Origin of the sequence: Escherichia sp. E1130, from assembly GCF_005781065.1 — a bacterium.
In the GTDB taxonomy this organism is placed as follows: domain Bacteria; phylum Pseudomonadota; class Gammaproteobacteria; order Enterobacterales; family Enterobacteriaceae; genus Escherichia.
This window is the reverse complement of sequence record NZ_VATL01000012.1, coordinates 88,139-105,441: the sequence shown is the minus strand read 5'-3', so window position 1 is coordinate 105,441 and position 17,303 is coordinate 88,139. Positions and strand designations below refer to the sequence as shown.

The 17,303-nt window shown below is 53.2% G+C and carries 11 protein-coding genes; 5 read left to right on the top strand and 6 right to left on the bottom strand.

Features of this window, described 5'->3' with window-relative positions; genetic code table 11:
• Positions 1-174 precede the first annotated feature (174 nt).
• From atoD to atoB, 4 genes are read left to right on the top strand one after another with little or no spacing between them, the layout of a single operon-like run.
• A complete protein-coding gene (atoD, locus tag FEK66_RS11245) occupies positions 175-837 on the top strand; it encodes an acetate CoA-transferase subunit alpha (RefSeq protein ID WP_135494571.1) in 663 nt (220 codons plus the stop codon).
• A complete protein-coding gene (locus FEK66_RS11240) occupies positions 837-1,487 on the top strand; it encodes a 3-oxoacid CoA-transferase subunit B (RefSeq protein ID WP_130207151.1) in 651 nt (216 codons plus the stop codon). Before atoD ends, FEK66_RS11240 begins: the two co-directional genes overlap by 1 nt.
• The gene (locus tag FEK66_RS11235) at positions 1,484-2,806 is read left to right on the top strand and encodes a TIGR00366 family protein (protein WP_130207152.1); all 1,323 of its coding nucleotides are present in this window, start codon (positions 1,484-1,486) and stop codon (positions 2,804-2,806) included. The genes FEK66_RS11240 and FEK66_RS11235 overlap by 4 nt, the downstream gene beginning before the upstream one ends.
• A 24-nt stretch (positions 2,807-2,830) precedes the next feature.
• Entirely contained in the window at positions 2,831-4,015 is a 1,185-nt protein-coding gene (gene atoB / locus FEK66_RS11230; protein ID WP_130207153.1) for an acetyl-CoA acetyltransferase, read from the top strand.
• 73 nt (positions 4,016-4,088) lie between these two features.
• On the opposite strand, the gene FEK66_RS11225 is transcribed toward atoB, so the two are convergent.
• From FEK66_RS11225 to gyrA, 6 genes are all read right to left on the bottom strand, one after another.
• Positions 4,089-4,865: a YfaP family protein gene (locus FEK66_RS11225; protein WP_001225847.1), complete on the bottom strand. Its 777-nt coding sequence runs from the start codon at positions 4,863-4,865 to the stop codon at positions 4,089-4,091.
• A 4-nt stretch (positions 4,866-4,869) separates the two neighbouring features.
• A complete protein-coding gene (locus tag FEK66_RS11220) occupies positions 4,870-6,519 on the bottom strand; it encodes a YfaQ family protein (protein WP_135494573.1) in 1,650 nt (549 codons plus the stop codon).
• A complete protein-coding gene (locus FEK66_RS11215; protein ID WP_205714133.1) occupies positions 6,520-11,034 on the bottom strand; it encodes an alpha-2-macroglobulin in 4,515 nt (1,504 codons plus the stop codon).
• Positions 11,035-11,057: 23 nt separating this feature from the next.
• On the bottom strand, positions 11,058-11,681 hold the full coding sequence (locus tag FEK66_RS11210; RefSeq protein WP_130207155.1) for a DUF1175 domain-containing protein: 624 nt from the start codon (positions 11,679-11,681) through the stop codon (positions 11,058-11,060).
• Positions 11,678-13,366, bottom strand: coding sequence for a DUF2138 domain-containing protein (locus tag FEK66_RS11205; RefSeq protein ID WP_135494576.1), 1,689 nt, complete (start codon positions 13,364-13,366; stop codon positions 11,678-11,680). The genes FEK66_RS11210 and FEK66_RS11205 overlap by 4 nt, the downstream gene beginning before the upstream one ends.
• A gap of 148 nt (positions 13,367-13,514) precedes the next feature.
• On the bottom strand, positions 13,515-16,142 hold the full coding sequence (gene gyrA, locus FEK66_RS11200) for a DNA topoisomerase (ATP-hydrolyzing) subunit A (protein ID WP_001281237.1): 2,628 nt from the start codon (positions 16,140-16,142) through the stop codon (positions 13,515-13,517).
• A gap of 146 nt (positions 16,143-16,288) precedes the next feature.
• On the opposite strand from gyrA, the gene ubiG reads away from it, so the two are divergent.
• Positions 16,289-17,011, top strand: coding sequence for a bifunctional 2-polyprenyl-6-hydroxyphenol methylase/3-demethylubiquinol 3-O-methyltransferase UbiG (gene ubiG, locus FEK66_RS11195; RefSeq protein ID WP_130207157.1), 723 nt, complete (start codon positions 16,289-16,291; stop codon positions 17,009-17,011).
• Positions 17,012-17,303: the final 292 nt, after the last annotated feature.

The following is a 17,303-nucleotide window of genomic DNA, read 5'->3' as shown; positions in this document are numbered from 1 at the left end:
AATTTGCACAGTGCGCAAATTTCTGCATAGCAGTGTATTACCTCCTTCCCTCCTTATTTTTTTAATTCCCTTTTTTTCAATACATTAGAAATCGACATCGAATAACTTCATTCTGGCACTCCCCTTGCTATGCCTTCTGTGTACCCACAACGGTGTATTCAAGAGGGATAAAAAATGAAAACAAAATTGATGAGCATAGAGGACGCCGCCAGCTTCTTACGTGATGGCATGACCATTATGGTTGGTGGTTTTATGGGAATTGGCACGCCTCCCCGCCTCGTTGAGGCATTACTGGAGTCCGGTGTCAGGGATCTGACATTAATCGCCAATGACACGGCATTTATTGATACTGGTACTGGCCCGCTGATCGTCAACGGTCGGGTCAGCAAAGTCATCGCTTCACATATCGGCACCAACCCGGAAACCGGACGGCGTATGATTTCTGGCGAAATGGAGGTCGTTCTCGTACCGCAAGGTACGTTGATTGAGCAAATTCGCTGTGGCGGTGCCGGACTTGGTGGTTTTCTCACCCCAACCGGTGTCGGCACCGTCGTCGAAGAAGGCAAACAAACGCTCACCCTCGATGGCAAAACCTGGTTGCTTGAACGTCCATTGCGGGCAGACCTGGCGTTGATCCGCGCCCACCGTTGCGACGCACTCGGAAACCTCACCTACCAACTCAGCGCCCGCAACTTTAACCCCCTGATTGCTCTCGCAGCAGACATCACGCTGGTGGAACCCGACGAACTGGTCGACACCGGCGAATTGCAACCTGACCACATTGTCACCCCCGGTGCCGTTATCGACCACATCATCATTCCGCAGGAGAGCAAATAATGGACGCAAAACAACGTATTGCGCGCCGCGTGGCGCAGGAACTTTGTGATGGTGACATCGTTAACTTAGGGATCGGTTTACCCACAATGGTCGCCAACTATTTGCCGGAGGGTATTCATATTACTCTGCAATCGGAAAACGGCTTCCTCGGTTTAGGCCCGGTCACAACAGCGCATCCAGATCTGGTTAACGCAGGCGGACAACCGTGTGGCGTTTTACCCGGCGCAGCGATGTTCGACAGCGCGATGTCATTTGCGCTGATTCGTGGTGGTCATATTGATGCCTGTGTACTCGGTGGCTTACAGGTCGATGAACAAGGCAATCTCGCCAACTGGGTCGTGCCAGGAAAAATGGTACCTGGTATGGGAGGTGCGATGGATCTGGTGACCGGATCGCGCAAAGTGATCATTGCCATGGAACATTGCGCCAAAGATGGTTCAGCAAAAATTTTACGTCAATGCACCATGCCGCTAACCGCGCTTCACGCAGTTCATATACTGGTGACAGAACTGGCGGTGTTCCGCTTTATCGATGGCAAGATGTGGCTCACTGAAATTGCCGAAGGTTGTGATTTAGAAACTGTGCGTGCCAAAACTGAAGCGCAGTTCGCCGTCGCTGATGATCTTTTGCTCCCACAGGGGGCGCTATGATCGGTCGCATCTCGCGTTTTATGACGCGCTTTGTCAGTCGCTGGCTTCCCGATCCCCTGATCTTCGCCATGCTACTGACATTAATCACCTTTGCAGTAGCACTCTGGCTAACGCCACAAACTCCAGTCAGCATGGTGAAGCTCTGGGGCGACGGCTTCTGGAATCTGCTGGCATTCGGGATGCAAATGGCGCTCATCATCGTGACCGGACATGCACTCGCCAGTTCTGGTCCGGTGAAAAGTTTGTTACGTACTGCGGCGTCAGCAGCCAAAACGCCTACCCAAGGGGTCATGCTGGTCACCTTTTTTGGTTCCGTCGCCTGCGTAATCAACTGGGGATTCGGTCTGGTGGTTGGCGCAATGTTTGCTCGCGAAGTTGCACGTCGGGTACCAGGCTCCGACTATCCGTTGTTGATCGCTTGCGCCTACATCGGCTTTCTCACCTGGGGCGGTGGTTTTTCCGGCTCAATGCCGCTACTGGCAGCAACACCGGGGAATCCCGTTGAGCATGTCGCCGGGTTAATTCCGGTCAGCGATACCCTGTTTACTGGCTACAACATCTTTATCACCCTGGCCCTGATTGTGGTGATGCCGTTTATCACCCGCATGATGACGCCTAAGCCTTCCGACGTGGTGAGTATCGATCCGAAGCTGTTGTTGGAAGAAGCGGATTTCCAGAAGAAGCTCCCTGCAGACGCCCCACCTTCAGAGAAACTGGAAGAAAGTCGCATCCTGGCGTTGATTATTGGTGCTCTGGGCATTGCTTATCTGGTGCTGTACTTCTCCGAGAAGGGATTCAACATCACCATCAACACCGTCAACCTGATGTTTATGATTGCCGGTCTGTTGTTGCATAAAACGCCGATGGCCTATATGCGGGCGGTAAGTGCGGCTGCGCGCAGTACCGCCGGGATTCTGGTGCAATTCCCCTTCTATGCTGGGATCCAGTTAATGATGGAACACTCCGGCCTCGGTGGCCTGATCACCGAATTTTTCATCAATGTCGCCAACAAAGATACCTTCCCGCTGATGACCTTTTTTAGCTCTGCGCTAATTAACTTCGCCGTGCCTTCTGGCGGTGGACACTGGGTTATTCAGGGGCCATTCGTCCTTCCTGCCGCGCAGGCGTTAGGGGCCGATCTGGGTAAATCAGTCATGGCGATTGCTTACGGTGAACAGTGGATGAACATGGCACAACCGTTCTGGGCGCTACCTGCACTGGCAATAGCCGGGCTCGGTGTCCGAGACATCATGGGCTATTGCATCACCGCCCTGCTCTTTTCCGGCGTCATTTTCGTCATTGGTTTAACGCTGTTCTGACGGCAACTCATAAAAGGAAGAAAAATGAAAAATTGTGTCATCGTCAGTGCGGTACGTACTGCCATCGGTAGCTTTAACGGTTCTCTCGCCTCCACCAGTGCCATCGATTTGGGGGCAACGGTGATTCAAGCCGCCATTAAACGCGCGAGAATCGATTCACAACATATCGATGAAGTGATTATGGGGAACGTGTTGCAAGCCGGGCTGGGGCAAAACCCGGCGCGTCAGGCGCTGCTAAAAAGTGGACTAGCTGAAACGGTGTGCGGATTCACGGTCAACAAAGTGTGTGGTTCAGGTCTGAAAAGCGTGGCGCTTGCCGCCCAGGCGATTCAGGCAGGTCAGGCGCAGAGCATCGTGGCGGGTGGAATGGAGAACATGAGTTTAGCGCCCTACTTGCTCGATGCAAAAGCACGCTCTGGTTATCGACTGGGAGACGGACAGATTTATGACGTAATCCTGCGCGATGGCCTGATGTGCGCCACCCACGGTTATCACATGGGGATTACCGCCGAGAACGTTGCCAAAGAGTATGGAATAACCCGTGAAATGCAGGATGAATTGGCGCTACATTCACAGCGTAAAGCGGCAGCCGCCATTGAGTCCGGTGCTTTTACAGCCGAAATCGTCCCGGTAAATGTTGTCACTCGGAAGAAAACCCTCGTCTTCAGTCAAGACGAATTCCCGAAAGCGGATTCTACGACAGAAGCGTTAGGCGCATTACGCCCGGCCTTCGATAAAGCAGGAACAGTCACCGCCGGGAACGCATCTGGTATTAACGACGGTGCTGCCGCTCTGGTGATTATGGAAGAATCTGCAGCACTGGCGGCTGGCCTTAAACCACTGGCACGCATTAAAAGTTATGCCAGCGGCGGCGTGGCCCCCGCGTTGATGGGAATGGGCCCCGTTCCCGCCACGCAAAAAGCGTTACAACTGGCGGAGCTACAACTGGCGGATATTGATCTCATTGAGGCTAATGAAGCGTTTGCTGCACAGTTTCTTGCTGTAGGGAAAACACTGGGCTTTGATCCTGAGAAAGTGAATGTCAACGGTGGTGCCATCGCGCTCGGGCATCCTATCGGTGCCAGTGGTGCTCGTATTCTGGTCACACTATTACATGCAATGCAGGCACGCGATAAAACGCTGGGGCTGGCAACACTGTGCATTGGTGGCGGCCAGGGAATTGCAATGGTGATTGAACGGTTGAATTAACGAACAAAAACGCCCGATAGCGAAAGTTATCGGGCGTTTTCTTGAACATCGGCAGCGAAGGTAACCCCATTAATCACCAGTCAAAACTTTTCACCAGCGTCAGCTCGCCAGCATTACGCATCGGTACAATAAATGTTTCCTGTTTCTCATTGACCGATCCTTCATCGGTGATCAGTGTCAGTTGGGCGGTAGTTAATTCCGTTTCACTGCGCCCGCCGTAGTAGTTGATATACACCTGATAACGGCCGTGAACTGGCGCTGGCATGGCGAAAATCTCGGGTCCGTACCCCGTCGTGACATCCATATCCAGTGCACCACTGTTTTTCAGCACGGTATTACCGTACCAGGCATGCTCTCCATCGGGCGTAACAACGTGAAGGTCGAGGTCGGTATTGTCCGTATCCCACGAGAGAACCAGCCGTAAACGCGCGCGAATCGCTCCAGCCCCCGGCGTAGAGTAAAACTGCATTTTTTGTCGGCTTTGCCCATCGGGGCTGATGACCTGCACGCTGTTACTGCCTTCCGTGAAAATATAAGGGCGTGCAAATGAACCATCGGATTCAATTCTCTGCGGCATACTGGCACCGTTGACCACCAGTCGCCCCTGCTGGACTTTGCCCGCCGCAGCATAATTTTTTATTTTGCCGCGGATTTGCGCAGAGATATTTTGATCATCAGCCATGTTGACGGATGACGCCGGGTAATTGATCGATTGTGAAAAACTGGCATCTTCGCCCTCTGCCGGATGCCAGCCAGAGAGCGGAGCATCAATCTCGACTTCCTGCACACCTTCACTGTGAGCGACAGGCGAAAGCGCCACCAGTAACAACGGAAGAAAAATCTTTCGCATAGCATTAGTCCATTAATAATTGTCGGGTCAGCGTTTCGATATAGTTCTCATCAAGCCCGGTGGGATAACCATCAAAGGCCAGGTGCAGATACTCATGGGTTAAATCCAGCCGATCCTGAAGCGTAAAGAAGTTACGAATAAACAGCCGTTTCTGCTGCCGATCGGTATAGGGGAAACCTGAGACTAAACGACAGACCGCAAACACGTCTGGTTCGTTGTACCCCGTCTCGCCTTGTAATATACGCCGCCACTGCGGCATTTTTTTCGCCAGCCAGGCTTTCGCTTTGGGTAATAACTGGCAGGTTGAGCGTGGCGCTCCCCAGCGGCTAAGGCTGTTATCGGGATAAGCAAACGCCAGTATCTGGTCGTAACGCTCTCCCTGCCCCGCCTGGGACGTGGCTTGCCGCCAGGAAAGCGTCCCTTCGGTAGCGCGACTGCCATGATAATGAACCGGATCGCCCGCATAGATGAGATCCTGCGTCCAGGCGGTCATCGTTCGCGCCCCCGTGGTAGCTGGCGAAGCAGAAACACGCTGCGTGGCGCTGCTGTCGGGAATGGTCAGGCAATCGCCTTCCCGATTGGCGTTTTGCTGTAAAAAAGTGCGAATCGCCACGGTCATGGCTTTCGCTGCCTCAGGGGGCGTACTTTTCGCCTCGCGATCCAGAACTCTGGCAACGTACTCTTCACGATCGAGATGCGACTGTAATTTCAGTTTGCCCTTCTCCGTCAGTAACGTCGTCTCACCACGGCTAACAAACGTAATGTGGTTACCATTGGCGAACGTCACACGATAGCGCCCATTGAGCACACCAGGTTTTACTGCCGTCGTGCTCTTTTCCTCAGTGACTTTCTTCAACGGATAGCGAGCAAACAGATCCACCAGTACACATTGCCCGCTGGCAACTTGCGTCGGCACAGGCAAAACCTGATTAAGTACCGTCGCATAACGGGTCAGTACTGTCTTGCTGGTGCCACTACCTGCAACCCACAGCGGCGTGCCATCAGTTAACCATCCGGCAAAACCACCCTGGCGGATTTCCTGTTTATCATCGGCAAACCAGCTCCAGGTTTTCACCCGCACACGACTACCGAGCATAGACGCAACACCGATTTTCGCCTCGTCCAGCACAACATCCAGTAAGACTTCCTGAGCTTTGTTTTGCGCGGGTAAAGTCGCTAATGAATCAAGCAGCGATGTAACGGTTACCGACGTTTCTGGTTTCAGCGTAGAAAGAGATGCTAACCACGCCGGAGCCTGACGCGGTTGCCAGTATTGCCCCCATACATCCGCGCTAATGTGCAACCGCTGCGGCGCAAAATAGAGTCCGCAGGAGCGTACCAGCGCGGTATCGCGCGTTATGCTCTCCCCCGCCTGGCAACAATAAACTTCTTCCGGGGAGTTGCCGCGACACTGGTATGGCTGCTCCGGTTGATGGGTATCCTCCAGCCAGGCGTAAACATACAGTTTCCACAAACTCCCTAACGGCGTGGTGAGCGTGTCAGGTAACGTCGAGACATTTGTCACGCCTGACAACGATAACTGATACAGTTGGTCATGCTGCGCGCCCCGCAGCGCCAGTTGTAACGGCGTCTCCTGTGCAAACGTCGGCAGGGTAACCAGCGTTAATAGCCAAACGACTCTGCGCCAGTTCACTTATTTCACCTGCATTCCGGTCCATTCGCTACCTGCCGCAACGCTTTGCTGCGCAGGTGCATAGGAACGCACATAGCGAGCAGGCGGCAGAACGAATTGCCCTTTTTGTGAGAAGCGCAGCAGATGGCGGAAAGTGACCGTTCCCGTCAGTTCTTTCACCGGCACCATATAGGCCAGTTCGCCCATTTCATTACGCGCTTTTTCCAGCGATTGCCCCTGCTGTTTCGCGGCGTTGGGTTTATTGACCGAAATGCCCCACGTTGTCCGTTCAACATCGGCTCCCGGCGGCAGTGGGACTTCCACCTGACCGTAGCGCAGAACTGCATCCTGCTCGCTGGTAAGCGTGATTTCATCGAGATACAGCGCATCGCTGTTAATCTCATTGCTGGTCACCGGCTGCAACGTAAAACTCATTTCTTCATCACCGGGGATAAGCCGATACAACTGGCGTTCAACGGTCACCGGAATATTACTTTGTTGAGCCGTTTTTGCCGGTTCACGCCAGCGGACCTGCACGTTTTGCGGCGGTAATTCGTCACCAAAAGAGAGAATTTCCGGCACGCCCTGACCAACCCAACGCCAGTATTCGCCCCCTCCGGTTAACTTATGTTTGGCCCATGCGCCCGCAGGCACAGGTAATACAACCGGGGGCATCGTCGCCATATATTTCGCCAGCCAGTTCATGGCCAGCGCGCGCTCAATAGTGGATTGCTCAGCGGTCAAACCACTTAAAATAGCGGCCGCCTGGGTGGTGTCGCCACCGCTATTGAGCAGCACAACCGTGTGCGCCAGCGGCTGATTGCTGTTTGCCGCTATATCCCACGCATATTGCTGAACCTGTGGCATCACAGTGGACTTCAACTGCGTTTTTTTCAGCAACGTCATGGTTAAGACGTTTGCCACCGCATCTGCCAGCGGAGATTCCGGTGTATCAAGGATCAAACTGTCATTGATATCGCTGGTGTCTTCCTCAGAGAAATCTTCTGTTTTAGTTCCGCGCCGGGCGATAGCTTCATCCAACCCTTTCAACAACGTTTTGCACGGCAGATTCATCTCCTGCGCCCACGCCAGCACCAGCGCCCGATGCAATAACGGCATGTTATCCGCCTGCTCCGCGTAGCTGTCGAGCATATGTTGCCAGTATTCCGGTTGTTGCGTCACGCCAAGGGCCTGGCTCGCTTGCCAGTCGGCGTACCATGCCCATGCCGTGAGGAATGCATCGCCATTGCCATCTTCACCCCACCAGGTAAAGCGCGCTCCTGGCCCCGCCAGTTGCATCAGCCGCAGACGGTTATCCTGAATCATCTGACGAATGTCGTTAGCGGCGGCACTTTGATGATCGGCAAGCGAACGCCAGGCAAGACTGAGCGGGATCAGACGGCTACCGGTGTTGATCACGCCACCCCAGGGTTCCTCTATTAACGCATCAAGATTGTTGCGGAAAATCTCCTGCGGCGTTTCGCTACTTTGCAACCGGATATTGCTCGCCTGCTCGGGCAACATCAGCGCATTATCGCCACCGCCGAGCATGACGTTTTTCTGCTGTTCAACGGGCCAGCTGTTATCAACAAAAGACAGTTTTGTGCTAATGCTGTCCTGCACTTGCCCATTTTGTTGCAGTTCTGCGCTTAACAAGCCAGATTGCTGAATGTTCTGCGCCAGCGAAATATAGTTCGCCCCCTTATGCAGTGTCAGCGTCTGGTGCATCTCGTCGCCCGCAAATTTACTCACCAGCTCTACCGGTTCGTTATCCTGCTGACTGAAGATAAACAGCCCTGCCGCTGGTTTGTCGCCAAGGCGATAGACCGTTGGCATGCTCCACTTCATGTAGAGATTTTTTTCCGAGCGCAGATAAGCACGTCCCTGCCCGACCAGTCCGTCGCCGTTCATCCCTCGAGCGGTAATGCGCCAGCGCGTTAACGAATCCGGCATCAGGAATGTAAAGTACGCTTTGCCTTGTTTATCCGTGGTTAGCGACGGTATCCATGCCGCGGTATCCACCTCTTCACGCCGTGGACGTTCAAGCATTTTTACTCGCCGCTCGCTGCGGTTAGTCGCGCCAGGCGCAACCGGCTCGCTGGAGAGCGCCTGGTCGTAGCTGATAAATGACAGACTGGAACTGGTGCGTACATTGTTACGTCCCAGCGGATAGAAAAATTTGCCGATACTCGGCGCGATTTCCGGTTGCAGCGCGTAGATCATTTCATCGACCACGCCAACCGTTAGCTGTGCAGAAACAGGTTTACCTTTCAGCGACGAGGTTAATTCGACATTGACCAGTTCACCTGGCTGGTAATGGGTTTTGTCCGTTTTCACCCGGATATCCAGCTGAGGAACGGCAACTTTGATCCCAGCGTTCTGAAAACTGTACTGACCGTTACGGGTATACAGCACCGAAAAAGTGATGTTGGGCGCAAAGGTATTGCTCACCGGAACGCGGGCTTCATACTGGGTATCGTTTAAGCGTTGTAGCGTCAGCCAGCTTGCCGGATGCGATAGCAGCGACTGCTGTTCCACGCGATCGCGTTCCAGCGTCAATAACGCTTCATCAATAGGCTCCGGGAAGGTAATCAGCATCTTCGCGGTTTCGCCTGGCTGGTACAGCGTTTTATCCGCCACGATATCTACCGTACCAGTATGCGCCGTGCTGCCCTTACCGCTGACGGCATGGCTTAACCCGGCGAGAATTAAGCCGTCTTTATCGCGTAATGTCAGATTGTAGTTGCCAGGTTTTTCGAAATTAACGGTGAAGGATTTACCGCCAGACGGTAGATCTCCGCTGTGGCTTGTTCGGTCTTCCAGACGTAACCACTCATACTTAACAGGAACCTGCTTTGAAGATTCCAGCGCGGTATAACGGAAAACAACCGACTCGCCGCTATTACTGTATTGTGCGGCGGTGCTTAGAGAGTAATGCGCCAGACCGCGTTCGATGAGGATCTCTTTGGTTGTGGTAACACGATATGCCGCGCCGTCGCTGGCGGAGACGGTCAGTAAATAGCGGCTCGGTTTATCTGCTGCGGGAAGATTTAACGCCACATGACCGCTGGCGTCTGAAACTGTTTCACTGCCTTCAAGCGACACAGGGAAGCGCCCGGCATAACGCAAATCGTTACCGACCATCGAAAGTTGTTGGGCGCGCAAACTTAACTGCACGCGGGCATTTTTTACCGGCTCGCCATCCGGGTAGAGCAGTTGCAGTTTGCCGCTGACCGCTTCGCCAGTTTTGAAATCTTTTTTGTCGAGAGCTAAACCAATTTCGAAATGTGGTTTGATGTAGTTTGCCACGCGAAAACTGCTGCTATAGACCTGCTTGCGGTAAGCCAGGCGTAACTCATAACCTCCGGCAACGGCATTTTCTGGCAGGCGGAAACTCCCCTGCCCGCCATTACGCGCATCAAGCGTGACATCGACGGTTTGCAACAGGCTGCCGTTGGCGTCCAGCACTGAAAGCTTCGCCGGTGCGCTGACGATAGGGGATGAATGCAACGGATCGTGAAACTCGCGGCCCATCACTTTAACATCGACACGATCGCCTGCGCGATATAGCGGGCGATCGGTAAAGATATACAAGCGGGTATTGTAGATTTCGCTTTCGTAGAAGAAGTTCTCGGAGACAAAAACGCCGCCTTCAGCATCTTTACCCAGAATATATGAACGTTCAGGCGATATATGTTGTAACTGCAAGGTGCCGCTGTCATTGGTGACGCCTCGGGTCATCACGCCAAGACCGTCAGTCCACAGGATTTCTGATCCAGGCTTCGCTTCCCCCTGCTTTTTGCCAGCGGTCCATACCAGAAGCTCGTTACCCGACACTTTACTCAACGCCACGGTATTGGAGACAAACACCACCGTCGTCGCCCGATACCCACCCACCATCGCTTCGACGAGATACAGCCCCGGCTCTTGTTTGCCGAGAGGAATATAGATGTTGCCCGGCTGCGGCGAGATGAAGTTACTGGATGCGCCTTCCAGTTTTACCCCTTGCTGCGGCTCAACCGGTTTTGCCTGCCATAGTGGATAACGGAACTGTTCCACCAGTGGATATTTCTTCAGCGGTGAAAACTGGCTGTTTTGTACATAACGGGAAGGTTTGATGATGGCATTGCCGAGCTGCAATTCCGGTAATGCCTGGGTCACATTCTGCCGTGACTGATAAGAGAAAGAACGCTGCATGACACGGCGAGATTTGCCGTACCAGTTATCCCACAGCCAGGTTAGCGTATTGTTCAGACCGTCACCCAGATACTGCAGTTGTACTACAATGCGGTGCAGGTTTTTCTGCTGACGCAGAAATGCCATCGGATCAGGAATACGATACAGGCGAACATCCACGCCGCCGTACTCTTCCATCTGATAACGTTGATAATCGCGCCCCGGCGCTTCCAGACGTACTTTCGCCTCTTCGCTGCTGCTAAAACTGCTGTCAGCGAGCAAAAAGAACGTTCCCCCGGCTGGCGGCGCATAGTTGCTGGAAGGAAGCGAATCGTCAGCATTAACAAGCCCCGCCCCCACAAGAGACAGGCACAGGCAGGCCGCTATTGCGCCAGAAAATTTAAACGATAAATGCCAATGAAATTGGGATTGGAATCGTTGGGTATCCATCGGGTGTCCTTCCATGTCATAAGTTGTTGCAAACTGACTGCGCGCATTCCGTTGTCAGTTTTCGTGGCGCTTCCGGTGTGGTAGATGACGTAACGCCCCATCCAGACCATTAAGTGCTGGGCATCGCCCTGATCGAAAAAAATCATATCGCCTGGCAGTGCCTGGTTTATATCCTGGCCAATAAACTGGCTGTTGTACTGAATCAAATTAATCGCGGTCACGTAGGGGCCGGTTTTCCCGTTCCCTTGGTTCCAGTTTTGTGCCAGTTGTCGTTGCTCAGGTGTTAGCGTCATTTCTGGCGGTAGATACTGGTTTGACAGACCGTTACTTTTAAGCCATTTGCTATCGTGAACTTTCAGCGACTCGTTCGCTGCAAAGCGCACCAGGCCTGCGCAATCCTGTTGATACCAACGTGGACTTGGCCCCTGGCGTAGCTGTTCCTGCGCAATGCGCACAAACCAGGCACGAAATAGTCCCGATTGTTCGACATTCAGCATTTCGCTATGAGCAACAAAACAACACAGCCAGCAAATCAGTGCCAGCAGTCCACGCCTCATAATGGCTGCCAGTTGATTGGCAACCATTGCCAGGCGGCGCCCGGTTTCATCTGGTCCAGCTTCATGACATAACGAGGCTGTTGCGATAAAGCGTCCAGTTTCGGCATTAATAAAGTTTGTGCGGCGTTATAAAAAACCGGTTCGAGATTCTTCGGCAGACTGGTCAGCGTTTCGTTACGCAGCAGTTTCGCCATTCCTTGTGGATTGATATAGACCGGAACGACGCCATCAGTGGGTATCACATCCACCATTGCCGGGCGGGTTTTATTCAGTGTTTGCAGCGCGTTATTAACCAGCGTGTCATCGAGGGAGAAAAGCAGCGTTTTGTTTTGCATCGCCAGCGACACGCGGAAAAAATAATCCGACATTAATTGATCTGGTTGCGCCGCCTGCGCTTTCGGATACTGACCGTATCGGGAACTCACTTCGCGACGCCAGATTTGCGCTTCGCCCTGCTGAGTTTGAGTTACCGGTAATACGCCTTCTGGCGCTTTGCTTTCACGAGCACCAATATTTTGGGTAAACAGTTTCCCTGGCAATGGCGCCTGTTCGTCAGTGCCATCAAACTGACCAACAAACAGCGGGGTTTGCAGTTTTGAATCCTCATACCAGCACAGCCCGGCGGCACCATCTAATGCCCCATTCAACTTGTCGTTTTCCTGAGCGATTTGTGAGAGCATCTCTTCAGCAATACCGTGCGAGTAAGGCACCGCCACGCAGAAGCTTGCCCCGGCAGGCATACTGCTCCATACCGGCGTAAAATCGAAACTGGCATCCACGCTAGCGGATGCATCATTTAACGCCAGAAAGCTATGCCAGCCGTCGTTGCTCATTTCGAAGCGTACGCCAGCAAAAGAAGGCATTAATCGCTGGTAGCCAAAACCCAGCAAATTTGCACTGACCACGATGCGCTGGCGTACTGGCGTTTTTTCGGCAGCACGCTCTTCCAGACCGAAGCTGGCTTGCCAGCGTTTTTTGCCGCTCAACAAATCACTTGCGATCGCCGTGGCTTCAGTATCCTGCTGGTCATCTTTAAACAGCATATCCGTGCTGGAAAACACCAGCATCTTGTCCTGATATGTCGCGAACATCAGGGCGTTATTGCCGTTATAGCGCAACTGATAAACAGGGATGGTTTCACTATTTAGCTTAATACTACTGATTTCCGTCTTGCTTAACTGGCTGTCGCTGGTAGCAGCAAACAGCAATGGCTCCAGCAACTTGCTCAAGCCACTACGCTGGATAAGCACCATATAATGTGAAAGATGGCCTTGGTTATCGTGCCACAGTGCCGCCTGCGCGGGCTGGTCTAAGAGCAACGAAAAGAGCTTATCTTTCAGCGTGAGATCGTGTTCATAGACAATGCGGCGAATACTGCCTTCAATGCCCAGACGATCGGCATGATTCTGATAATAGAAAACGAAATCTTCACTCAGGACATCGTGGAGAAAAGGAATAGTAAGGAGATCTTTGGGAAGCTGGCTTAGAGAGTCGCTATCGAGAAAGAGGTCAGGCTCATTGAGATCGATTTGCAAATTATTATGCACTACCAGCGGCGACAACGTTTTTTCTGGACCGCTGCCAGTGTATTGCAATGCCCAGACGCCCGCGGAAAGGAGCGCAACAACACCGACACCTACAAGGCCATAAAACTGCCAGCCTTTCGCCTTTTTTTCACCGCTCATTGCCACATTCCTTGTGTATAACCGTCATTTTTGACGAACGAACCCGCCCTTTAGCGCGCCCTAATACGACAAAAGCCCAGACTTTGCAGCCTGGACTTTTCATTTCGAAGAAGGGATGTTTACTCCCTTCGGTCATGAAGCGATGAAATTATTCTTCTTCCGGTTCGTCGTCAACGTCCACTTCCGGAGCGATTTCATCGTCCCCTTCCGCGGCACTGCCGTCGATGGTATCCAGATCTTCTTCGTCAACCGGTTCAGCAACACGCTGCAGACCCACTACGTTTTCATCTTCCGCAGTACGGATGAGGATCACGCCTTGGGTGTTACGGCCAACGATGCTGATTTCCGAAACGCGAGTACGTACCAGCGTACCGGCATCGGTGATCATCATGATCTGGTCGCAATCATCTACCTGCACCGCGCCAACCACTAAACCGTTACGTTCGGTTACCTTGATGGAGATAACCCCTTTCGTCGCACGCGACTTGGTTGGGTATTCCGCCACTGCGGTACGTTTACCATAACCGTTCTGCGTTGCGGTGAGGATGGCGCCATCGCCACGCGGCACGATCAGAGAGACGACTTTATCGCCTTCGCCTAAGCGAATACCGCGAACACCGGTGGTGTTGCAGCCCATCGCACGGACAGAAGACTCTTTAAAGCGCACCACTTTACCTTCGGCGGAGAACAACATTACTTCATCTTCGCCACTGGTCAGGTCAACGCCGATCAGCTCATCGCCTTCAACCAGTTTGATCGCCACTTTACCGGCGGTACGCAGACGGTTGAATTCGGTGAGGACGGTTTTCTTCACAGTACCGTTAGCGGTCGCCATGAAGACTTTCACGCCTTCTTCAAACTCGGTCACCGGCAGGATCGCGGTGATACGTTCGTCCTGCTCCAGCGGCAGCAGGTTGACGATCGGACGACCGCGCGCGCCACGAGAGGCTTCCGGCAACTGGTAAACTTTCATCGAATAGACGCGACCGCGGCTGGAGAAGCACAGGATATGATCGTGAGTGTTCGCCACTAGCAGTCGGTCGATAAAGTCTTCTTCTTTAATACGTGCGGCAGATTTACCTTTCCCGCCACGACGCTGCGCTTCGTATTCAGAAAGCGGCTGATACTTCACGTAGCCCTGGTGAGAGAGCGTGACGACGACATCTTCCTGGGTGATCAGATCTTCCAGGTTGATGTCTGCGCTGTTGGCGGTGATTTCAGTACGACGTTTGTCACCGAACTGTTCACGAACCAGCTCCAGCTCTTCGCGGATCACTTCCATCAGACGATCGGCGCTGCCAAGAATACGCAGCAGTTCCGCGATCTGATCCAGCAGTTCTTTGTATTCGTCGAGCAGTTTTTCGTGCTCAAGGCCAGTCAGTTTCTGCAAACGCAGATCCAGAATTGCCTGGGCTTGCTGTTCGGTCAGATAGTACAGACCATCGCGCACGCCGAACTCTGGCTCCAGCCATTCCGGACGCGCAGCATCGTCGCCAGCACGTTCCAGCATCGCGGCAACGTTGCCCAGCTGCCACGGATTAGCAACCAGCGCGGTTTTCGCTTCTGCAGGGGTCGGAGCATGACGGATCAGTTCGATGATCGGGTCGATGTTTGCCAGCGCCACGGCCAATGCTTCAAGGATATGCGCACGGTCGCGAGCTTTACGCAGTTCGAAAATGGTACGACGGGTCACCACTTCGCGGCGGTGACGAACAAACGCCGCGATGATGTCTTTCAGGTTCATGATCTTCGGCTGACCATGGTGCAATGCCACCATGTTGATACCGAAAGAAACCTGCAACTGGGTCTGGGAGTAGAGGTTGTTGAGCACCACTTCACCGACCGCATCGCGTTTCACTTCAATCACGATGCGCATGCCGTCTTTGTCAGACTCGTCACGCAGCGCGCTGATGCCTTCCACGCGTTTTTCTTTTACCAGTTCCGCAATCTTCTCGATCAGGCGCGCTTTGTTCACCTGATACGGAATTTCGTGGACGATAATGGTTTCACGCCCGGTTTTGGCGTCAACTTCCACTTCTGCGCGAGCGCGGATATACACCTTGCCGCGACCGGTACGGTAAGCTTCTTCAATACCGCGACGACCGTTAATGATTGCCGCCGTCGGGAAGTCCGGACCCGGGATGTGTTCCATCAGCCCTTCAATGCTGATGTCTTCATCATCGATATACGCCAGACAACCATTGATGACTTCCGTCAGGTTGTGCGGCGGGATGTTGGTTGCCATACCTACGGCGATACCGGAGGAACCGTTCACCAGCAGGTTAGGAATTTTGGTCGGCATGACGTCAGGAATTTTTTCCGTGCCGTCATAGTTATCAACGAAATCGACCGTCTCTTTTTCGAGATCGGCCATCAGTTCATGGGCAATTTTCGCCAGACGGATTTCCGTATAACGCATTGCCGCCGCAGAGTCGCCGTCGATAGAACCGAAGTTACCCTGACCGTCTACCAGCATATAACGCAGCGAGAATGGCTGCGCCATGCGGACGATCGTGTCATAGACCGCCGAGTCACCATGGGGATGGTATTTACCGATTACGTCACCAACGACACGGGCAGATTTTTTATAGGCTTTGTTCCAGTCATTGCCTAGTACGTTCATGGCGTAAAGTACGCGACGGTGTACCGGCTTCAGGCCATCTCGGACATCTGGCAGCGCACGGCCAACAATGACCGACATCGCATAATCCAGATAGGAGCTTTTCAGCTCTTCCTCAATGTTGACCGGTGTAATTTCTCTCGCAAGGTCGCTCATCTAACCGCTATCCCTCTACTGTATCCCGGATTCAAAGGTCGCAAATTATAACACAGCCGCGAAGATCTAGGTAAACCTATACGCTTTATTCACATCCAATGCCTGATATACTCGATTGTCTTGCCAATTACGGAGTAGAAGTGCCAATGAATGCCGAAAAATCGCCGGTAAACCATAACGTAGACCACGAAGAGATCGCTAAATTTGAAGCCGTCGCCTCCCGCTGGTGGGATCTGGAAGGCGAGTTCAAACCACTGCACCGCATTAACCCGCTGCGTCTGGGCTATATTGCCGAGCGTGCTGGCGGTTTATTTGGCAAAAAGGTGCTCGATGTCGGTTGTGGCGGCGGCATTCTGGCCGAGAGTATGGCGCGCGAAGGCGCGACGGTGACCGGTCTGGATATGGGCTTTGAGCCATTGCAGGTGGCAAAGCTGCACGCGCTGGAAAGCGGTATTCAGGTAGAGTACGTACAGGAAACCGTGGAAGAACACGCGGCAAAACATGCCGGGCAGTATGATGTGGTGACCTGCATGGAGATGCTGGAACACGTTCCCGATCCGCAGTCAGTGGTCAGAGCCTGTGCACAACTGGTAAAACCGGGTGGCGATGTCTTTTTCTCCACGCTTAATCGTAATGGCAAGTCGTGGCTAATGGCGGTGGTCGGCGCTGAATATATTTTGCGCATGGTGCCTAAAGGCACGCACGACGTGAAGAAGTTTATTAAACCGGCAGAATTGCTGGGCTGGGTGGATCAAACCAGTCTAAAAGAGCGCCATATGATCGGGCTGCATTATAACCCGATCACTAATACTTTTAAGCTCGGCCCCGGCGTTGATGTGAACTATATGCTGCACACACAGAATAAGTAAGGTTGTTGTTTGGATTCATCCGGCAACCGCGCCAATGCCTGATGCGACGCTTGTCGCGTCTTATCAGGCCTACAAATGCTCCCCGCCGACCGGATAAGGCGTTTACGCCGCATCCGGCAACCGTGCCAATGCCTGATGCGACGCTTGCCGCGTCTTATCAGGCCTACAAATGCTCCCCGCCGACCGGATAAGGCGTTTACGCCGCATCCGGCAACCGCGCCAATGCCTGATGCGACGCTTGTCGCGTCTTATCAGGCCTACAAATACTCCCGTAGGCCGGATAAGGCGTTTA

Bases quoted from the DNA above. Each gene is read 5' to 3' on its own strand.
- atoD (WP_135494571.1), top strand. From the start codon at position 175: ATGAAAACAAAATTGATGAGCATAGAGGACGCCGCCAGCTTCTTACGT.
- FEK66_RS11240 (WP_130207151.1), top strand. From the start codon at position 837: ATGGACGCAAAACAACGTATTGCGCGCCGCGTGGCGCAGGAACTTTGT.
- FEK66_RS11235 (WP_130207152.1), top strand. From the start codon at position 1,484: ATGATCGGTCGCATCTCGCGTTTTATGACGCGCTTTGTCAGTCGCTGG.
- atoB (WP_130207153.1), top strand. From the start codon at position 2,831: ATGAAAAATTGTGTCATCGTCAGTGCGGTACGTACTGCCATCGGTAGC.
- FEK66_RS11225 (WP_001225847.1), bottom strand. From the start codon at position 4,865: ATGCGAAAGATTTTTCTTCCGTTGTTACTGGTGGCGCTTTCGCCTGTC.
- FEK66_RS11210 (WP_130207155.1), bottom strand. From the start codon at position 11,681: ATGAGGCGTGGACTGCTGGCACTGATTTGCTGGCTGTGTTGTTTTGTT.
- FEK66_RS11205 (WP_135494576.1), bottom strand. From the start codon at position 13,366: ATGAGCGGTGAAAAAAAGGCGAAAGGCTGGCAGTTTTATGGCCTTGTA.
- gyrA (WP_001281237.1), bottom strand. From the start codon at position 16,142: ATGAGCGACCTTGCGAGAGAAATTACACCGGTCAACATTGAGGAAGAG.
- ubiG (WP_130207157.1), top strand. From the start codon at position 16,289: ATGAATGCCGAAAAATCGCCGGTAAACCATAACGTAGACCACGAAGAG.